The following is a 14,538-nucleotide window of genomic DNA, read 5'->3' as shown; positions in this document are numbered from 1 at the left end:
GCGTCACAAATACCCTTTATAACGCCAAGCCTACTAACACCAACACTTCAAGCAATTCCAGCAGAGCGCCGGCGGTATCGCCCGTGGTGCCTGCCAGACGACGCATCATCACGTGTCGCAACCAGACAAATCCCAGAGTGGCCAGCATGACTGCCCACAACCCTGCATACCCGGCCAGCGCCACGCACACGACCGCACTCAAGGCCAATACCCACCAGCCCGCCTTGCGGGGCAAGTGATCTGCCAGCGCTTGACCCAAACCGCCCGCGCGCACGTAAGGTGTTGTCAGGAACACACCCAGCAAGGCGCTGCGGCCAATCAAGGGCACAATCACCAAAACCATCGCCTGCTGCTGCTCAATCAACGCCAGCAAGGCGCAGAACTTCAAAAGCAGCACCAACACCAATGTAACCACGGCAATCGGACCGCTACGCGGGTCTTTCATGATGGTCAGGGTGCGCTCACGATCACCAAAGCCGCCCAGCCAGGCATCCGCACTGTCAGCCAGCCCATCTAGATGAAGCCCGCCACTGAGCAGCACCCAAACCGTCAGCAGCAAGGCGGCGTGCAACATCAGCGGTGTGCCCGCCAGCAACGCGCTTACGCCCCATAACACCCCGCCAAAGAGCGCGCCCACCAGCGGATAAAACAGCAGGGAACGCCCCAATTCCTGAGGCTTTGGCATGCCCGGCAAATTAATCGGCAAGCTGCTCAGAAACTGTAAGGCGATCCAGAATGGCAACATGTCAGCCGGCCTCGCTCAACACGCCGCCCGCACTTACCTGCAATGAAAGCAGCGCGCCATTGACCACAGGTATCTGCAACAGCTGTTCACGGGGCAAACCACGCGCCTGCGCCAGCAGTAACTTCATGACACCACCATGGCAAACGACCAACACCCGCTCACCGCCATAGCGCTGCTGCAAACGCTCCGCTGCGGCCAGTACACGGGTGGAAAACGCTATGACCGGCTCAGCGCCTGGCGGTGTAAAGGCATAAGGATCAGACCAGAACTGGCCCAGCGCTTCAGCGTCTGTATCCATCAGCGAAGCCGCCGTGCGCCCTTCCCACTCGCCAAAGTGCAGTTCTTGCAGGTCTTTTTCATAGGTCAACGGCACGTCCAGTTGTTCCGCCAGCTCGCGGGCGAATGACGCACAGCGCTGCAGCGGCGAGCTGACTATGCGCTGCCACGGACCTTGGCCTTTAACAGCTGCACGCATTTGCTCCCAACCCTGGGCCGTCAGCGCATCATCAAGACTGCCGCGCAAGCCACCCCCCAGTTCGGTTTCACCGTGACGAAGCAAGTCCAGTTGCACCATCATGCCGGGCGATCCGCCACAGCCGCTTCAGCGAAGGTCGCCATTTGGCCATGCAGGTCACAGGCCAGACGGATCAACGGCACCGCCAGCGCAGCGCCACTGCCTTCGCCCAAACGCAATCCCAAATCCAGCAAGGGCTGCGCCTGCAAACTTTCAAGTACATGACGATGGCCCTGCTCGGCACCACGATGGCTGAAGATCATCCACTGGCGGCACTCGGGATTCAAACGCACTGCGACCATCGCGGCGACCGTGCAAATGAAGCCGTCAACCAAGGCAACGATGCCTTCCTGAGCACACGCCACATAAGCCCCTACCAGTGCAGCAATTTCAAAACCACCCAGGCGGAACAAGGTCTGCAAAGGATCATCCAGATAGCCTTCGTGAAACGCCAGCGCGCGTTCTATCACACGGGCTTTATGACTCACACCTGCCGCGTCCAGACCTGTGCCCGGGCCGGTCAATTGCGATGCCGGACAGCCCAGTAATGCACTGGCTACGGCGCTGGCAGACGCTGTATTGCCGATGCCCATTTCGCCGCCGATAAACAATTCGCTATTCACCTCACGGGCACGTAACACACTGTCACGCCCTGCCTGCAATGCTTTTAGCCCTTGGCTGTCAGACATGGCCGGGCCCTGGGCAAAGTTGGCGGTGCCCGCGCCCAGTTGCAAGTGACGCACACCCGCCAGATTAAGCATCGGCGTGACCGTGCCCAAATCCACCACATCCAGTTGCGCGCCCAACTGACGCGCCAACACGCTGATCGCCGCGCCACCGTTGACAAAGTTATGCAGCATTTGCCCGGTAACCGCTTGCGGATAGGCCGAAACGCCCTCAGCCACCACGCCGTGATCCCCCGCAAAAATAGCAATCCACAGCTTGTCGGCACGAGGCTTCAAACGACCTTGCAGACCCGCCAGTTGCACAGCCAGCGCTTCCAGCTGGCCCAGTGAACCGGCTGGTTTGGTCAGTTGTTGCTGACGCGCGACAGCTGCCGCCGTTTGTTGCAGGTCAACCGACTGGCACGGTTTCAGCCACCACGGAGTACTCATTGTGCAGTTCCTTTCAATGTCAGGGGCAGGCCCGCGACTGTCAGCACCACTCGCTGACAACGCTCGGCCAAGGCTTGATGCAACCAACCGGCTTCATCGACATAACGACGCGTCAACTCACCCAAGGGTACGACGCCCATTCCGGTCTCGTTGCTGACGAAAACGATCTCCCCCGGCAGTTCAGCCAGGCACGCCAACAGTGCGTCACGCTCGGCGTTCAAACGCTGCGGGTTTTCCAGCATCAACAAGTTAGTCAGCCAAAGTGTCAGGCAATCAACCAGTACAAAGGTGTCTTCGCGCGCGCTCTCCCGCAGCACGCGAGCCAGCTCGATCGGCTCCTCGATCAGCGCCCAATGCGCGGGGCGACGCTCACGATGATGGCGCACGCGCTCGTTCATTTCGCCGTCCAGCGGTTGGCTGGTCGCAATGTAGGTGACGGCGAAACCCGATTCAGCGGCAAGCTTTTCGGCCAGCCGACTTTTACCGGAGCGGGCACCGCCTAAAATCAGTTGCAGCATGTGTAAATCCCCGTAGCAGTGGCCGAAGGCGACGTCCGATGGCGAAGCGATCGTAAATAGTTAAACCGTGATGAACCGGAAGGAATGCAACGCCTGATTCGGGGCGGTTACGCCACCGGACGCAACCTTCGGCAGCTGCTACGAGACATGCTGCGCAACGCCGCACAATTCACGCAGATAAGCCGTGTCCAGATGGTTCTCAACCAGGTCCGCCAGGCGCTCGATATCACGCTCGCGCAACGCGTGATAATCCACCGCCTGCACATTCTGCAAGCCGGCCCACCGCAGCAGTGCACCGCACGCAGCAGGTGATTCAAACACGCCGTGCAAATAGGTGCCGAGCACGTGCCCGTCCACACTCTGAGCGCCATCACAGCGACCGTCCTGCAAGTGCACCGCGGGCAGTTCCAATGCTGCGCCTGTGGTCACACCCGCATGAATTTCATACCCGCTGACCGCTGCGCTTTCCATCGTCAAATGCCCGCGCACATTGCGCAGTTGTTTCTCGGCCGCCAGCTCGGTGCTGAAGGCCAGCAAGCCCAGCCCATCGCTCGAACCCGCTGCCCCTTCTAGCCCCAGCGGGTCGTGAACCTGCTCACCGAGCATCTGCAAACCGCCGCAAATGCCCATTACTTTGCCGCCGTATCGCAAGTGACGGCGGATGGCCGTGTCCCAGCCATTAGCACGCAAATAGGCCAGATCACTGCGCACGCTTTTGGAGCCCGGAAGGATGATTAAATCCGCAGGCGGAATGGGCTGGCCTGGCCCGACAAACTGCAAGTTCACTTGCGGGTGCAAACGCAGCGGGTCGAAATCGGTGTGATTGCTGATACGCGGCAGCACCGGCACCACCACGTTCAACACCTGCTCCACCTTGTCAGTTTGACGCTGATCAATACCGTCCTCGGCCTCAAGATGCAGGTCCAGCACATACGGCAACACGCCGATCACCGGCTTGCCGGTACGCTGTTCCAGCCAGTCGAGCCCCGGCTGCAACAAGGCGATATCGCCACGAAAGCGATTGATGATGAAACCTTTGACCCGAGCCTGTTCAGTGGGCGAGAGCAACTCGAGGGTTCCGACCAGATGCGCAAAGACCCCGCCGCGGTTGATGTCCGCGATCAGGATCACCGGGCAGTCGACCGCTTCGGCAAAGCCCATATTGGCAATATCACCGGCTCGAAGGTTGATCTCGGCCGGCGACCCTGCGCCTTCAACCATCACCACAGGGAATTGCTCACACAAACGTTGATGCGAGGCCAGTACCGCCTGCATGGCGATGGCTTTGTAATCGTGATACGCCACGGCATTCATGCTGGTGACCGCACGGCCATGGATAATCACCTGCGCGCCAGTGTCGCTGTTAGGCTTGAGCAACACCGGGTTCATGTCTGTGTGCGGTGCCAGCCCGGCCGCCTGTGCCTGCACAGCCTGAGCGCGACCAATCTCACCGCCCTCTGCGGTCACGGCACTGTTCAGCGCCATGTTCTGGGGTTTGAACGGCACCACGCGCACGCCCTGGCGTGTCAGCCAGCGGCACAATGCCGTGACCAGCGTGCTTTTACCGGCATCGGAGGTGGTGCCTTGCACCATCAATGTGCTCATGGACTTTCCTTGGTGTACGCCAACAACGCCTGCTCCAGCCTCAGCCAATCGCCTTCGGTGGCGGGCAAGCCGAAGCGCACACTGCTGTTGTGGGGGAACAGACGCAGCAAAATGCCGCGTTGCGCCATAAATTCGTAAAGCCGGTCAGCATGGGGCGTGATCAACCACTGGAACAGCGCACAGCCGCCTTGTGGCAGTAAATCGTGCGCACTGAGCAAGCGCGCCAGACGGGCGCCAGCCAGTTCGCTGCGCTCACGCTGGCGTTGCTGGGCATCCCTGTCGAGCAGGCATGCCTTGCCGACAATCCGCGTCGGCCCACTGACCGCCCAAGGCCCGACCTGTTCGGCCAGCAACTTGAGCAGTTTGAGTTCAGCCAGCACAAAGCCCAGACGAACGCCCGCCAGACCAAAAAACTTTCCAAACGAACACAGCACAATCAGCCCGGTTCGCCAGCTATGGGTCGCCAGGCTCAGATCAGGCGTGTTATCCATAAATGCCTCGTCAACCACCAGCCAGCCCCCGCGCTGGGCCAGCCGTGCATGCCATTCAAGCAAACGTTCGGGAGACAGCTTCAAACCCGTGGGGTTGTTGGGGTTGACCACCACCAGCACATCCAGTGTTTCAAGGTAAAAATCGACTTCTTCTTCCATGATTTCCCGCACGATGTGCCCACTGCGCCGCCACGCTTCAGCGTGTTCGGCATAGCACGGCGACAGTACGCCAACCTTGCCGCTGCGGCGCAGACGCGGAAGCAGTTGAATCGCACATTGCGAACCTGGCACCGGCAGAACGTTCGGCGCACCATAGTAAGCACAGGCGGCGTGCTCCAGACCGTCATCCGATTCTGGCAACCGCGCCCAGGCACGGTCGGGAATGTCCGGTATGGCAAAGGGCCAAGGAGCCAGACCGCTGGACAAGTCCAGCCAGTCCGACTCGGCAATGCCGTAATGAAGGACTGCCTGACGTAAACGGCCACCGTGTTCAAGCATAGAATTCACTCCCCACGCACAGAATCAATAACCATAACCACACACCGCGTTGCACCAGTTGCCAGCCCCGGTCAATGGCGTCGGCGTCAGCGGGCGCGCCTTCACCCAGTTGCGGGCGCTCGTGCAGCTCACCGTGATAAATCGCGGGACCACCCAGCTCAACCGCCAATGCACCCGCACCCGCGGCCATGACCGGGCCAGCGTTGGGGCTGTCCCATTTTGGCGCCTGTGTGCGCCAGCACTTCATGGCGAGCCTAGTTTTGCCCAACACGGCGTAAGTCAACGCCACCAACCTCGCAGGAATATAGTTCAGCACATCGTCAATGCGCGCCGCCGCCCAGCCAAAACGCTCGAAGCGCTCATTGCGATAGCCCCACATGGCATCCAGTGTGTTGCTCAGACGATAGAGCACCACGCCCGGCGCGCCCGCCACGACAAACCAGAACAGGGCTGCGAACACTGCATCACTGCCGTTTTCAAGCACCGACTCAGTCGCTGCACGGGCCACCTCGGTGGCGTCCAGCTCACTGGTCTGACGACTGACCAAATAGCCGACTCGCGTGCGCGCCTCATCCAGATCATGGCAGCGCAATGCTTGAGCCACCGGTTGCACGTGCTCACCGAGGCTGCGCATACCCAGCGCGCAATACAGCGCCACAATATCCACTAACCAACCGATGTAAGGCAGCCATGACAAGGCGGTTGCCAGTACCGTCAAAGGCAGCACTGCCAGCACCCAAGCCGTTACACCATGACTGCGCCAGCCACGTCCGCCGGAGTTGAAGCGCCGTTCGATACGCTCGGCCATACGGCCGAACGCCACCAGCGGATGCCAGCGTTTGGGTTCACCGAGCAGCGCATCCATCGCCACCCCGGCCACGCACAGCAAGGCCACACTCATGCACTGACTCCCCAATAATTCTCATACACCAACTCGCTCAGAGGACGCGCTTGCGCCCACCCTTCCAGCACCAGCATCGGCGCCGGGTAAAACGCTTCGACTGGCCCCAGGCAGAGCACAGCCAGAGGCTTGGCACCTGCGGGCAAACCCAGCAGGTCCGCAAGGGCTTGAGGCTCAAACAAAGAGACCCAGCCCATGCCCAAGCCTTCGACACGAGCTGCCAGCCACAGGTTTTGAATGGCGCACGACAACGACGCCATGTCCATTTCCGGCAGGGTGCGGCGGCCAAAAATATGCTTGTCGCGGTCATCCATCAACGCTGCCACCAAGACCTCGGCGCAATCGTTGATGCCTTCCACCTTGAGCGTCATAAACTCATCGGAACGCTCACCCAACGCCTCGGCGGTACGCACTCGCTCCTCCTCGACCAACGCTTGAATCTTGCCGCGCAAAGGACGATCGGTGATGCGGATAAACCGCCAGGGTTGCATCAGTCCCACACTGGGCGCCTGATGCGCCGCCTCAAGCAAACGCGACAGCAGTTCAGGTGCCACGCTGCCGCCACTGAAGTGGCGCATGTCACGGCGCTCGGCGATCGCTCGGTAAACAGCAGCCCGCTCTTGGGGGCTAAATGCGTTGTTACTCATGACACCTTCACGGCGCACGGCGCAAATAACGCGGCAATGGCCTGGGGGTTGGACGGAAAGTAAAAGTGCACATAAGACGCGGTCATGCGCCCTTCGCGATACACCGCTTCTGCACCGCGCCCGCCATTGGGGCTCAAGCCCCGGGCAATGGGTGCAAGTTCTGTACTGGTCAGCGAGTGATGGTAGGTGTGACCACGCAACAGCCCTTCAGGGAGTTCGACGGCTTGCAATGCCAGCGCCGCCAGTCGTTTTTGCATGGTTGCCTCACCGGCCAGCAACCCCACCAGCTCAGCTCGCTGGCCTTCTACGTCGGTCAGGGCATCGAGCAGATAAAGCATGCCACCGCATTCAGCCAGCAAAGGCTTGCCACTGGCATGGTGGGCGCGTATCGCTTCCAGCATGGGGCGATTGCGTGACAGTTCAAGGTGATGCAGCTCGGGATAGCCGCCGGGTAAATACAGGCTGTCCGCTTCCGGTAATTGAGTATCGCGAATCGGTGAGAAGAACAGCAATTGAGCGCCCATCTCTCGCAATAACGCCAAGCTTGCGCCATAAGTGAAGGCAAACGCTTCATCACGGGCCACGGCAATACGTACGCCAGCCAACAGGGGCTCAACGACAACAGATTCGGGCGCGTCAAACGTCACTGCAGGTGGCAGCGCTACCTCGCAGGTACTGGCCAAGGCATTGGCCGCCGCGTCGAGACGGGCATCCAGGTCATTCAGCTCGCTGGCTTGTACCAAGCCCAAATGACGACTGGGCAACTCAATCCCGGTCTCGCGGGACAGCGCACCATACCAGCGTAAACCTTCGGTTAAACTGCCTTCCAGCAACTGCGCATGGCGCACCGTGCCCACTCGGTTGGCCAACACCCCGGCAAAAGGGAGGTCAGGTTGATAACGCGCCAGCCCCAACGCCAGTGCGCCAAAGGTCTGGGCCATGGCCGTGCCATCAATCACACCCAGCACCGGCACCCCGAAATGTCGGGCCAGATCGGCACTCGACGGCGTGCCGTCAAATAAGCCCATCACGCCTTCGATCAGAATCAGGTCGGCCTCAGCGGCTGCTTCCCACAACAGGCGACGGCTTTCATCGGCCCCCACCATCCACAAATCCACCTGATACACCGGCGCACCACTGGCACGCTCGAGGATCATCGGGTCGAGAAAATCCGGGCCACATTTAAACACTCGAACCTTACGCCCCTGATTGCGATGCAAACGGGCCAAGGCGGCGGTAACGGTGGTCTTGCCCTGACCGGAGGCCGGTGCGGCGATCAACACCGCTGGGCAATGACGCGACTCTCTCATGCTTCAACACTCACAATTCGATGCCTTTCTGGGCTTTGATACCGGACTGAAAAGCGTGTTTGATCACGCCCATTTCAGTCACCGTATCGGCCAGATCAATCAGTTCAGGTTTGGCGCCACGGCCTGTGACCAGCACATGCTGCATCGGCGGCCGGGCTTGCAGGTCGCTCAATACTTGCTCAAGGTCGAGGTAACCGTGCTTGAGCGCAATATTCAGTTCATCCAGGACCACCAGGCCGATCGCCGGGTCGCGCAGCATTTCGCGGGACACTTCCCACGCCGCTTCGGCGGCCGCGATGTCACGCTGGCGGTCCTGAGTCTCCCAGGTAAAACCTTCGCCCATGACGTGATACCGCACTTGCTCAGGGAAGCGGCGGAAGAAAATCTCCTCGCCGGTGCTGTTGCGACCCTTGATGAACTGCACAACGCCGCATTGCATGCCGTGGCCCATGGCCCGGGCCAGCATGCCAAACGCTGAGCTGCTTTTGCCTTTGCCATTGCCGGTCAATACCAGCAGCAAGCCGCATTCGTTTGGCGAGCTGGCAATGCGCTCATCCATAACTGCTTTTTTGCGCAGCATACGCGCCAGGTGACGCTCATCACGTTCAGGGGATTCATTCATGGCAGCTCTCCGTTGGGGCTGAATTAAGCAAACGGGAGGCGGGGGAAATTCGTCACAAATCACACTGCATCGCCCGCCGCGAGAGTGCTGGATGAATCAGGCCGGTCTCCGGGCTCATAAGCGGATCGTTCATTAATAGAACAATCCTTGACTGCACGCCTTCCCGTGGCTGTCCACAGTGGCACGCTGCGCAGTTTTCACTCATTTACCGTTGCGGGGGCAGCGCCGGGATCGTGGTCGCTGTGGTGATCACAGTCGTCTTCACCGGCTTCCCTGTTTCACTCGGCCAACCATGGGTTGCAGAGCACCTGAAACAAGCCGCGAAGGTTAGAGGGTTGGGGATGGAGCGTCAATTGAAGCCATAGCTTGAACGTAAAACGAGGTACCCGACGAATACACACGCCAGATTAGTTGTCAGCTACAGTTGAAAAAAAATCGTAGGAATTCTCAGCTGGAAAAGGCAATGAATGAGACGTTAACGGTTTTCAATAAAACGACAGAGGCACTTACACAGACAACAAAGTCGCTGCAAGACACGCACAACCTTTCACACCTAAAAAAACCACTGCCTACTCATTTTGTTCCAGGGCTCCTCCCTCCTGAACTATTTCTCCACGTCCCCTCTCTATCGATGTATACCCTCTACTCGACGGATATTTCTCATGACCAAATTAACAAATGCGGCGGTCATTCTTTTAGCGGCCGGTTTAGCGGCCTGTGGTGAAAGTTCTACTTTGCAGGTGAGTGACGGTTCCGGGCCCTCCCCGGCACTGCCTGAGCCCAACAAAACGCTGATCCCGACAGTCAATATTGCACCTGCCATAGGCTGGCCTGCCGGTGCGACACCTGTCGCAGCTCAAGGCTTGAAGGTTGCTGCATTTGCCCAGAATCTCGATCACCCACGCTGGCTCTACGTCCTTCCAAATGGCGATGTGTTGGTGGCAGAAACCAATGCCCCACCCAAGCCTGGAGACAGCAAAGGCATTCGGGGCTGGGTGATGGAGAAAGTCATGGGGCGGGCGGGTGCTGGCGTCCCCAGCGCAAACAGAATCACGCTGTTGCGCGACACAAATCAGGACGGCATTGCCGATACCCGCTCTGTGTTTATCGAAAACTTGAATTCCCCATTCGGGATGACCTTGGTGGGTAACGATTTGTATGTCGCTGACTCGGATAAGCTGTTGCGCTTCCCCTACCAGGAGGGTGAACAGTCCATCAGTGCTAAACCGATCACGGTTGTCGAACTTCCCGGTGGCCCGCTCAACCATCATTGGACCAAAAACGTTATCGCCAGCCCGGACGGTAAAAAACTGTATGTGAGCGTGGGCTCTAACAGCAATGTTGGCGAGAACGGTCTGGACAAGGAAGAAGGTCGAGCCGCGATCTGGGAAGTTGATCGGGCCACTGGCAACCATCGAATTTTCGCGTCCGGATTGCGTAATCCCAATGGCATGGCTTTGGAACCCAAGACAGGCAAGCTCTGGACGGCGGTGAATGAGCGAGACGAAATCGGTAGCGATCTAGTGCCCGATTACATGACGTCGGTGCAAGACGGCGGGTTCTACGGCTGGCCTTTCAGTTATTACGGGCAGCATGTGGACACTCGAGTCAACCCGCAGGATTCGGAGTTAGTCGCCAAAGCGATTGCTCCTGATTACGCTTTGGGCCCGCACACCGCTTCGCTGGGCCTGACCTTTGCCCAAGGCAGCCAGTTATCCGACTTTAAGGAGGGCGCATTTGTAGGCCAGCACGGTTCATGGAACCGCAAACCGCACAGTGGCTATAAGGTGATTTTTGTGCCATTTACCGGGGGTAAACCTAGCGGGATGCCGGTTGATGTGTTGACAGGTTTTCTGAATGCGGATGAAAAAGCCCAAGGGCGGCCAGTGGGCGTGGTGATTGATAAACGAGGGGACTTGTTGGTTGCCGATGATGTGGGCAACACCGTGTGGCGTGTGTCACCGAAGTAGGCACTCTGCTAGCCACCCCTAGCCCTCCCCCTATGGGAGAGGGTTGGGCTCAAAGGCTTTCACCTGCTTACGGAAGACGCGCCAGATGCTGCTCGGTCGGCAACACGCGTTTGGCGTTCAGATAGGCTTTTTGCCAATAGGCCTTGGACAGGCTGTCCAGTTTGACTGTGCCGCCGGTAGCAGGCGCATGGACGAAACGGCCTTCTCCGACATAGATTCCAGCGTGGCTGACCTGTGAACCACCGTTGGTGGCGAAGAACAGCAGATCGCCGGTTTGCAATTTGTCCTTGCCCACATTCTGCGCCCGCATCACGATCATTTCGCGCGTCGTGCGTGGCAACGATATGCCTGCCATGTCGTTATAGACGTACTTGATCAACCCGCTGCAATCAAATCCTGAATCAGGGGTATTGCCGCCCCAACGATAGGGCGTTCCGACCAAACTGAACGCACGAAACAACACGTCAGCGGCAATCGGCGAGGTTTCTTCCGGCGCCGTGCTGAACACAACTGGCGTGGCCACAGGGGCAGGTGGTGGGTTATTGGCGCAGGCACTGAGCAGTGCTGCTAGAGTCAAAAGAGTCGCGCGGGCCATGGTCGACATAAACAGAACATCCTGATTCTGGATACGGCAACGGTGGCCGCGAAACCCAAAGCCGCGTCAGGGGGCACCTTCGCGGCTTCAAGAATTTAACATTGCGACTGAATTCTAGCCCTTAGAGGGCAAACTTCAAGTAAGACTTTAACTTTACTTGCGGGCAACTACGCTCGCAGGATTGGCGGGTGCCATCGCCAAGGCCCGTTTGGCCTCAATAAAGGTCTTGCTCCAGTAGGAATCCCCGAGATTATCGATCCGCACACCGCCGCTGCGGCGGCTGCTGGAGTGGATAAACTGGTCATCACCCAGGTAAATCCCGGCATGGCTGACGCGGCCACGGCCATTGGTGCTGAAGAACAGTAAGTCACCCGGCTTGAGGTTGTTTCGTGCGACCAGCGGTGCTTTAACGTTGATCATTTCACGCGTGGAACGCGGCAATTGCATGCCCGCTTCTTCGCGGAACAAGTAACCGATAAAGCCGCTGCAATCGAAACCTGCCTCTGAGGTGCCGCCGAAGCGGTAACGGGTACCGATCAAGGACATGCCACGCTCAAGAATGCTGTCAGCCAAAGCCGGCAATTCGTAAGGCTTGCTGTTCTCGGAAAACTGTTCAAGTTCTTTTTCGGTGGCCAGTTCTTCCTGATAAAGAGCGGAAGTCTGCGATACCGATGTTTTTTGAACCGGTTGTTCAACCACTTGCTGCGACACAGGGGTGTGTGCGGCACAGCCAAACAACAGGGTAACCAGTGCGAGGGGCACGAGGGGTGCAAAGCGCTTTAGCATGGGCACGACCGTGTCTTGTGGGAAAAGTAGTCGCGACTATGCCTTCTATGATCCTCATTTGCAAATTCAATCGATTAAAATGTGACTCCGCGGTTTTATCGTGACATGTGAGGGTCAAAACCCTTGCCAATAGCTTTTGCGTATATCGCTTACTGGAGCGCAAGGGTTCTATCAGTCAACAGGTAGGCAGTGCGTGAGGAGGCTTTACCAGCCGAGGGTTTCTTTGAGGAAGGGGATAGTCAGCTTGCGCTGTGCTTGAAGGGAGGCCTGATCCAGTCGCTCCAAGAGATCGAACAGCGCACTCATGCTGCGGGTACCGCGGGTCAGTATGAAATGCCCCACTTCATCAGTCAGGTGCAGCCCGCGACGCGATGCTCGCAATTGCAGGGCACGCAATTTGTCTTCATCGGACAAGGGGCGCATCTGAAAAATCAGCGCCAGCGTCAGGCGACTCTTGAGGTCAGCCAGCTTGATCGGCAATTCTCGGGGGGAAGCAGAAGCGGCAATCAGCAGACGGCGGCCACTGTCGCGCAAGCGATTGAACAGGTGAAACAGCGCCTCTTCCCAGTCAGCACGATCCGCTACGGCCTGGAGGTCATCCAGACAGACGAGTTCGTATTGTTCAAGGTTATCGAGGATTTCAATGCCGCGATCCTGCAATTCAGCCAAGGGCAAGTACACCGCAGGCTCACCCATTTGCTCAAACCGCAGGCAAGCGGCCTGTAACAAATGCGTACGACCCACCCCTTGCTTACCCCAAAGGTAGATCAGACTTTCTGTCCAGCCGGCGTCGGCTTCGCACAGACGCTCGACATAGCCGAGTGCAGCGGCATTGGCGCCTGGGTAATAGTTTATGAAGGTGGCGTCATCACGCAGACGCACACCTAGGGGCAGCTGAATCGGTTTCATGCTGACTGAACAGTTCAAGCGAACCGTTAGTGGCCTCTGTGTAAAGTTTGCAAAGTTTATACCCGTGTAGCCGGGCGCACAATGTAACAGACCACGAACAAAATCAAAGGTTTGCGTTAACAGTCTGGAATGGTTGAGTTTTTTCTGACACCACGCGAGCTATAGCACCTACAAAAAAGGCGGGTTCACCCGAAGATGCCCCGCCTCATCACCGCGTGTCTCTTTACAACTCAGGGTCTTCTTCGCCTTTGAATGCTTGCGAATCCTTGTACATATCGTGCATGTGGCGTACGAGCACCATGATCACGGCAGCCACCGGCAACGCCAGCAGCACGCCAGTAAAACCAAATAATTCACCGCCCGCCAAAATTGCAAATATAACGGCCACTGGATGCAGACCGATTCGGTCCCCCACCAATAAAGGGGTGAGCACCATGCCTTCAAGCGCCTGGCCGACCATAAACACCGCAACGATGCCCAGCATCGGGTACAAATCACCACCGAACTGGAACAACCCTGCGATGAGTGCGGCGCCAATACCGATGATAAAACCCATATAGGGCACGATAGCTGCCAAACCGGCCATCAAGCCGATAATCAGGCCTAAATCCAGACCCAGCAACATCAAGCCGGCTGAATAGATCACACCTAACGCTAGCATCACCAATAACTGACCGCGTAGAAACGCCCCCAGCACGTCATGGCACTCTTCAGCTAACGACACAATCTTGTCAGCCCGGTCACGTGGCAACAGGCTGCGGATCTTGGCGAGCATGATGTCCCAGTCACGCAACAGGTAAAACGCAACGACCGGTATCAACACCAGATTGGCCAAAAAACCGACCAGAGCAAGGCTTGAAGTAGTCGCCTGTGAAAGCACAGCACCGACAATGTCACCCGCCTGCCCGATATGTTCGGTGATGGCGGCCTTGATCTTGTCGAAGTTCCAGAATGAATCACCCAGGCCGAATTTGGATTGCACCCAAGGCATGGCGGTATGTTGCAACCAATCGAGCACCAGCGGAGCCAATTGATAAAGCTTCATCAACTGCTTGGCCAGCAAAGGTACGAGCACCAGCAACAACGCCACCAAAATGACGGTAAACAGGGTGAAAACCGTTACAACGCCCCAGGTTCTTGAAAAACCGTATTTTTCAAGCCGGTCAACAACCGGGTCGAACATATAGGCCAGTACCACCGCAACTAAAAACGGCGTGAGTATGGCATGCAAAAAATAGACGAAAAGGATCGCAGCCAACGCTACGCCCCACCACACCCATCGCCGCGAATCCGTCATGAACGACCATCCTTT

The 14,538-nt window shown here is 58.0% G+C and carries 15 protein-coding genes and 1 riboswitch; of the genes, 1 reads left to right on the top strand and 14 read right to left on the bottom strand.

Annotation, left to right across the window (positions count from 1 at the left end; all coding sequences use genetic code 11):
• Positions 1-16: 16 nt before the first annotated feature.
• The 10 genes from ACI7MX_RS10150 to cobO all read right to left on the bottom strand — a co-directional run bounded on the left by ACI7MX_RS10150 (position 17) and on the right by cobO (position 8,966).
• Complete coding sequence (locus ACI7MX_RS10150) at positions 17-745, bottom strand: adenosylcobinamide-GDP ribazoletransferase (RefSeq protein WP_405587051.1); 729 nt, start codon at positions 743-745, stop codon at positions 17-19.
• Between the two features lies 1 nt (position 746).
• Positions 747-1,322 (bottom strand): alpha-ribazole phosphatase family protein, encoded by a 576-nt coding sequence (gene cobC / locus ACI7MX_RS10145; protein WP_405587054.1) that lies wholly within the window; start codon positions 1,320-1,322, stop codon positions 747-749.
• Positions 1,319-2,374 carry a nicotinate-nucleotide--dimethylbenzimidazole phosphoribosyltransferase gene (cobT, locus tag ACI7MX_RS10140; RefSeq protein ID WP_405587057.1) on the bottom strand — a complete coding sequence of 352 codons (1,056 nt, stop codon included), beginning with the start codon at positions 2,372-2,374 and terminating at the stop codon, positions 1,319-1,321. Before cobT ends, cobC begins: the two co-directional genes overlap by 4 nt.
• Positions 2,371-2,892, bottom strand: coding sequence for a bifunctional adenosylcobinamide kinase/adenosylcobinamide-phosphate guanylyltransferase (cobU, locus tag ACI7MX_RS10135; protein ID WP_405587060.1), 522 nt, complete (start codon positions 2,890-2,892; stop codon positions 2,371-2,373). Before cobU ends, cobT begins: the two co-directional genes overlap by 4 nt.
• A gap of 138 nt (positions 2,893-3,030) precedes the next feature.
• Positions 3,031-4,497, bottom strand: coding sequence for a cobyric acid synthase (locus ACI7MX_RS10130; RefSeq protein ID WP_405587063.1), 1,467 nt, complete (start codon positions 4,495-4,497; stop codon positions 3,031-3,033).
• A complete protein-coding gene (gene cobD / locus ACI7MX_RS10125; protein ID WP_405587066.1) occupies positions 4,494-5,486 on the bottom strand; it encodes a threonine-phosphate decarboxylase CobD in 993 nt (330 codons plus the stop codon). Before cobD ends, ACI7MX_RS10130 begins: the two co-directional genes overlap by 4 nt.
• Positions 5,479-6,387 (bottom strand): adenosylcobinamide-phosphate synthase CbiB, encoded by a 909-nt coding sequence (gene cbiB, locus ACI7MX_RS10120; protein ID WP_405587069.1) that lies wholly within the window; start codon positions 6,385-6,387, stop codon positions 5,479-5,481. The genes cobD and cbiB overlap by 8 nt, the downstream gene beginning before the upstream one ends.
• Positions 6,384-7,034, bottom strand: coding sequence for a 5,6-dimethylbenzimidazole synthase (bluB, locus tag ACI7MX_RS10115; protein WP_314486197.1), 651 nt, complete (start codon positions 7,032-7,034; stop codon positions 6,384-6,386). Before bluB ends, cbiB begins: the two co-directional genes overlap by 4 nt.
• The gene (locus tag ACI7MX_RS10110) at positions 7,031-8,344 is read right to left on the bottom strand and encodes a cobyrinate a,c-diamide synthase (RefSeq protein ID WP_405587073.1); all 1,314 of its coding nucleotides are present in this window, start codon (positions 8,342-8,344) and stop codon (positions 7,031-7,033) included. Before ACI7MX_RS10110 ends, bluB begins: the two co-directional genes overlap by 4 nt.
• Positions 8,345-8,354: 10 nt before the next feature.
• The gene (cobO, locus tag ACI7MX_RS10105) at positions 8,355-8,966 is read right to left on the bottom strand and encodes a cob(I)yrinic acid a,c-diamide adenosyltransferase (protein ID WP_314486193.1); all 612 of its coding nucleotides are present in this window, start codon (positions 8,964-8,966) and stop codon (positions 8,355-8,357) included.
• An 81-nt stretch (positions 8,967-9,047) separates the two neighbouring features.
• A riboswitch (cobalamin riboswitch) is annotated at positions 9,048-9,293 on the bottom strand.
• 335 nt (positions 9,294-9,628) lie between these two features.
• On the opposite strand from cobO, the gene ACI7MX_RS10100 reads away from it, so the two are divergent.
• Positions 9,629-10,936: a PQQ-dependent sugar dehydrogenase gene (locus ACI7MX_RS10100; protein ID WP_405587076.1), complete on the top strand. Its 1,308-nt coding sequence runs from the start codon at positions 9,629-9,631 to the stop codon at positions 10,934-10,936.
• Between the two features lie 67 nt (positions 10,937-11,003).
• Here ACI7MX_RS10100 and ACI7MX_RS10095 read toward each other — a convergent pair whose 3' ends face one another.
• From ACI7MX_RS10095 to ACI7MX_RS10080, 4 genes are all read right to left on the bottom strand, one after another.
• Positions 11,004-11,540 (bottom strand): C40 family peptidase, encoded by a 537-nt coding sequence (locus ACI7MX_RS10095; RefSeq protein ID WP_314486188.1) that lies wholly within the window; start codon positions 11,538-11,540, stop codon positions 11,004-11,006.
• 144 nt (positions 11,541-11,684) lie between these two features.
• Positions 11,685-12,317: a C40 family peptidase gene (locus tag ACI7MX_RS10090; protein WP_405587080.1), complete on the bottom strand. Its 633-nt coding sequence runs from the start codon at positions 12,315-12,317 to the stop codon at positions 11,685-11,687.
• 204 nt (positions 12,318-12,521) lie between these two features.
• Positions 12,522-13,226: a DnaA regulatory inactivator Hda gene (gene hda, locus ACI7MX_RS10085; RefSeq protein WP_405587083.1), complete on the bottom strand. Its 705-nt coding sequence runs from the start codon at positions 13,224-13,226 to the stop codon at positions 12,522-12,524.
• A gap of 223 nt (positions 13,227-13,449) precedes the next feature.
• Positions 13,450-14,523 (bottom strand): AI-2E family transporter, encoded by a 1,074-nt coding sequence (locus tag ACI7MX_RS10080; RefSeq protein ID WP_314486181.1) that lies wholly within the window; start codon positions 14,521-14,523, stop codon positions 13,450-13,452.
• Positions 14,524-14,538: the final 15 nt, after the last annotated feature.

The organism is Pseudomonas sp. 2024-210 (assembly GCF_045062345.1).
Classification (GTDB): Bacteria; Pseudomonadota; Gammaproteobacteria; order Pseudomonadales; family Pseudomonadaceae; genus Aquipseudomonas.
Note: the sequence above shows the minus strand (reverse complement) of the source record. Positions and strands in the feature narration are given on the sequence as shown.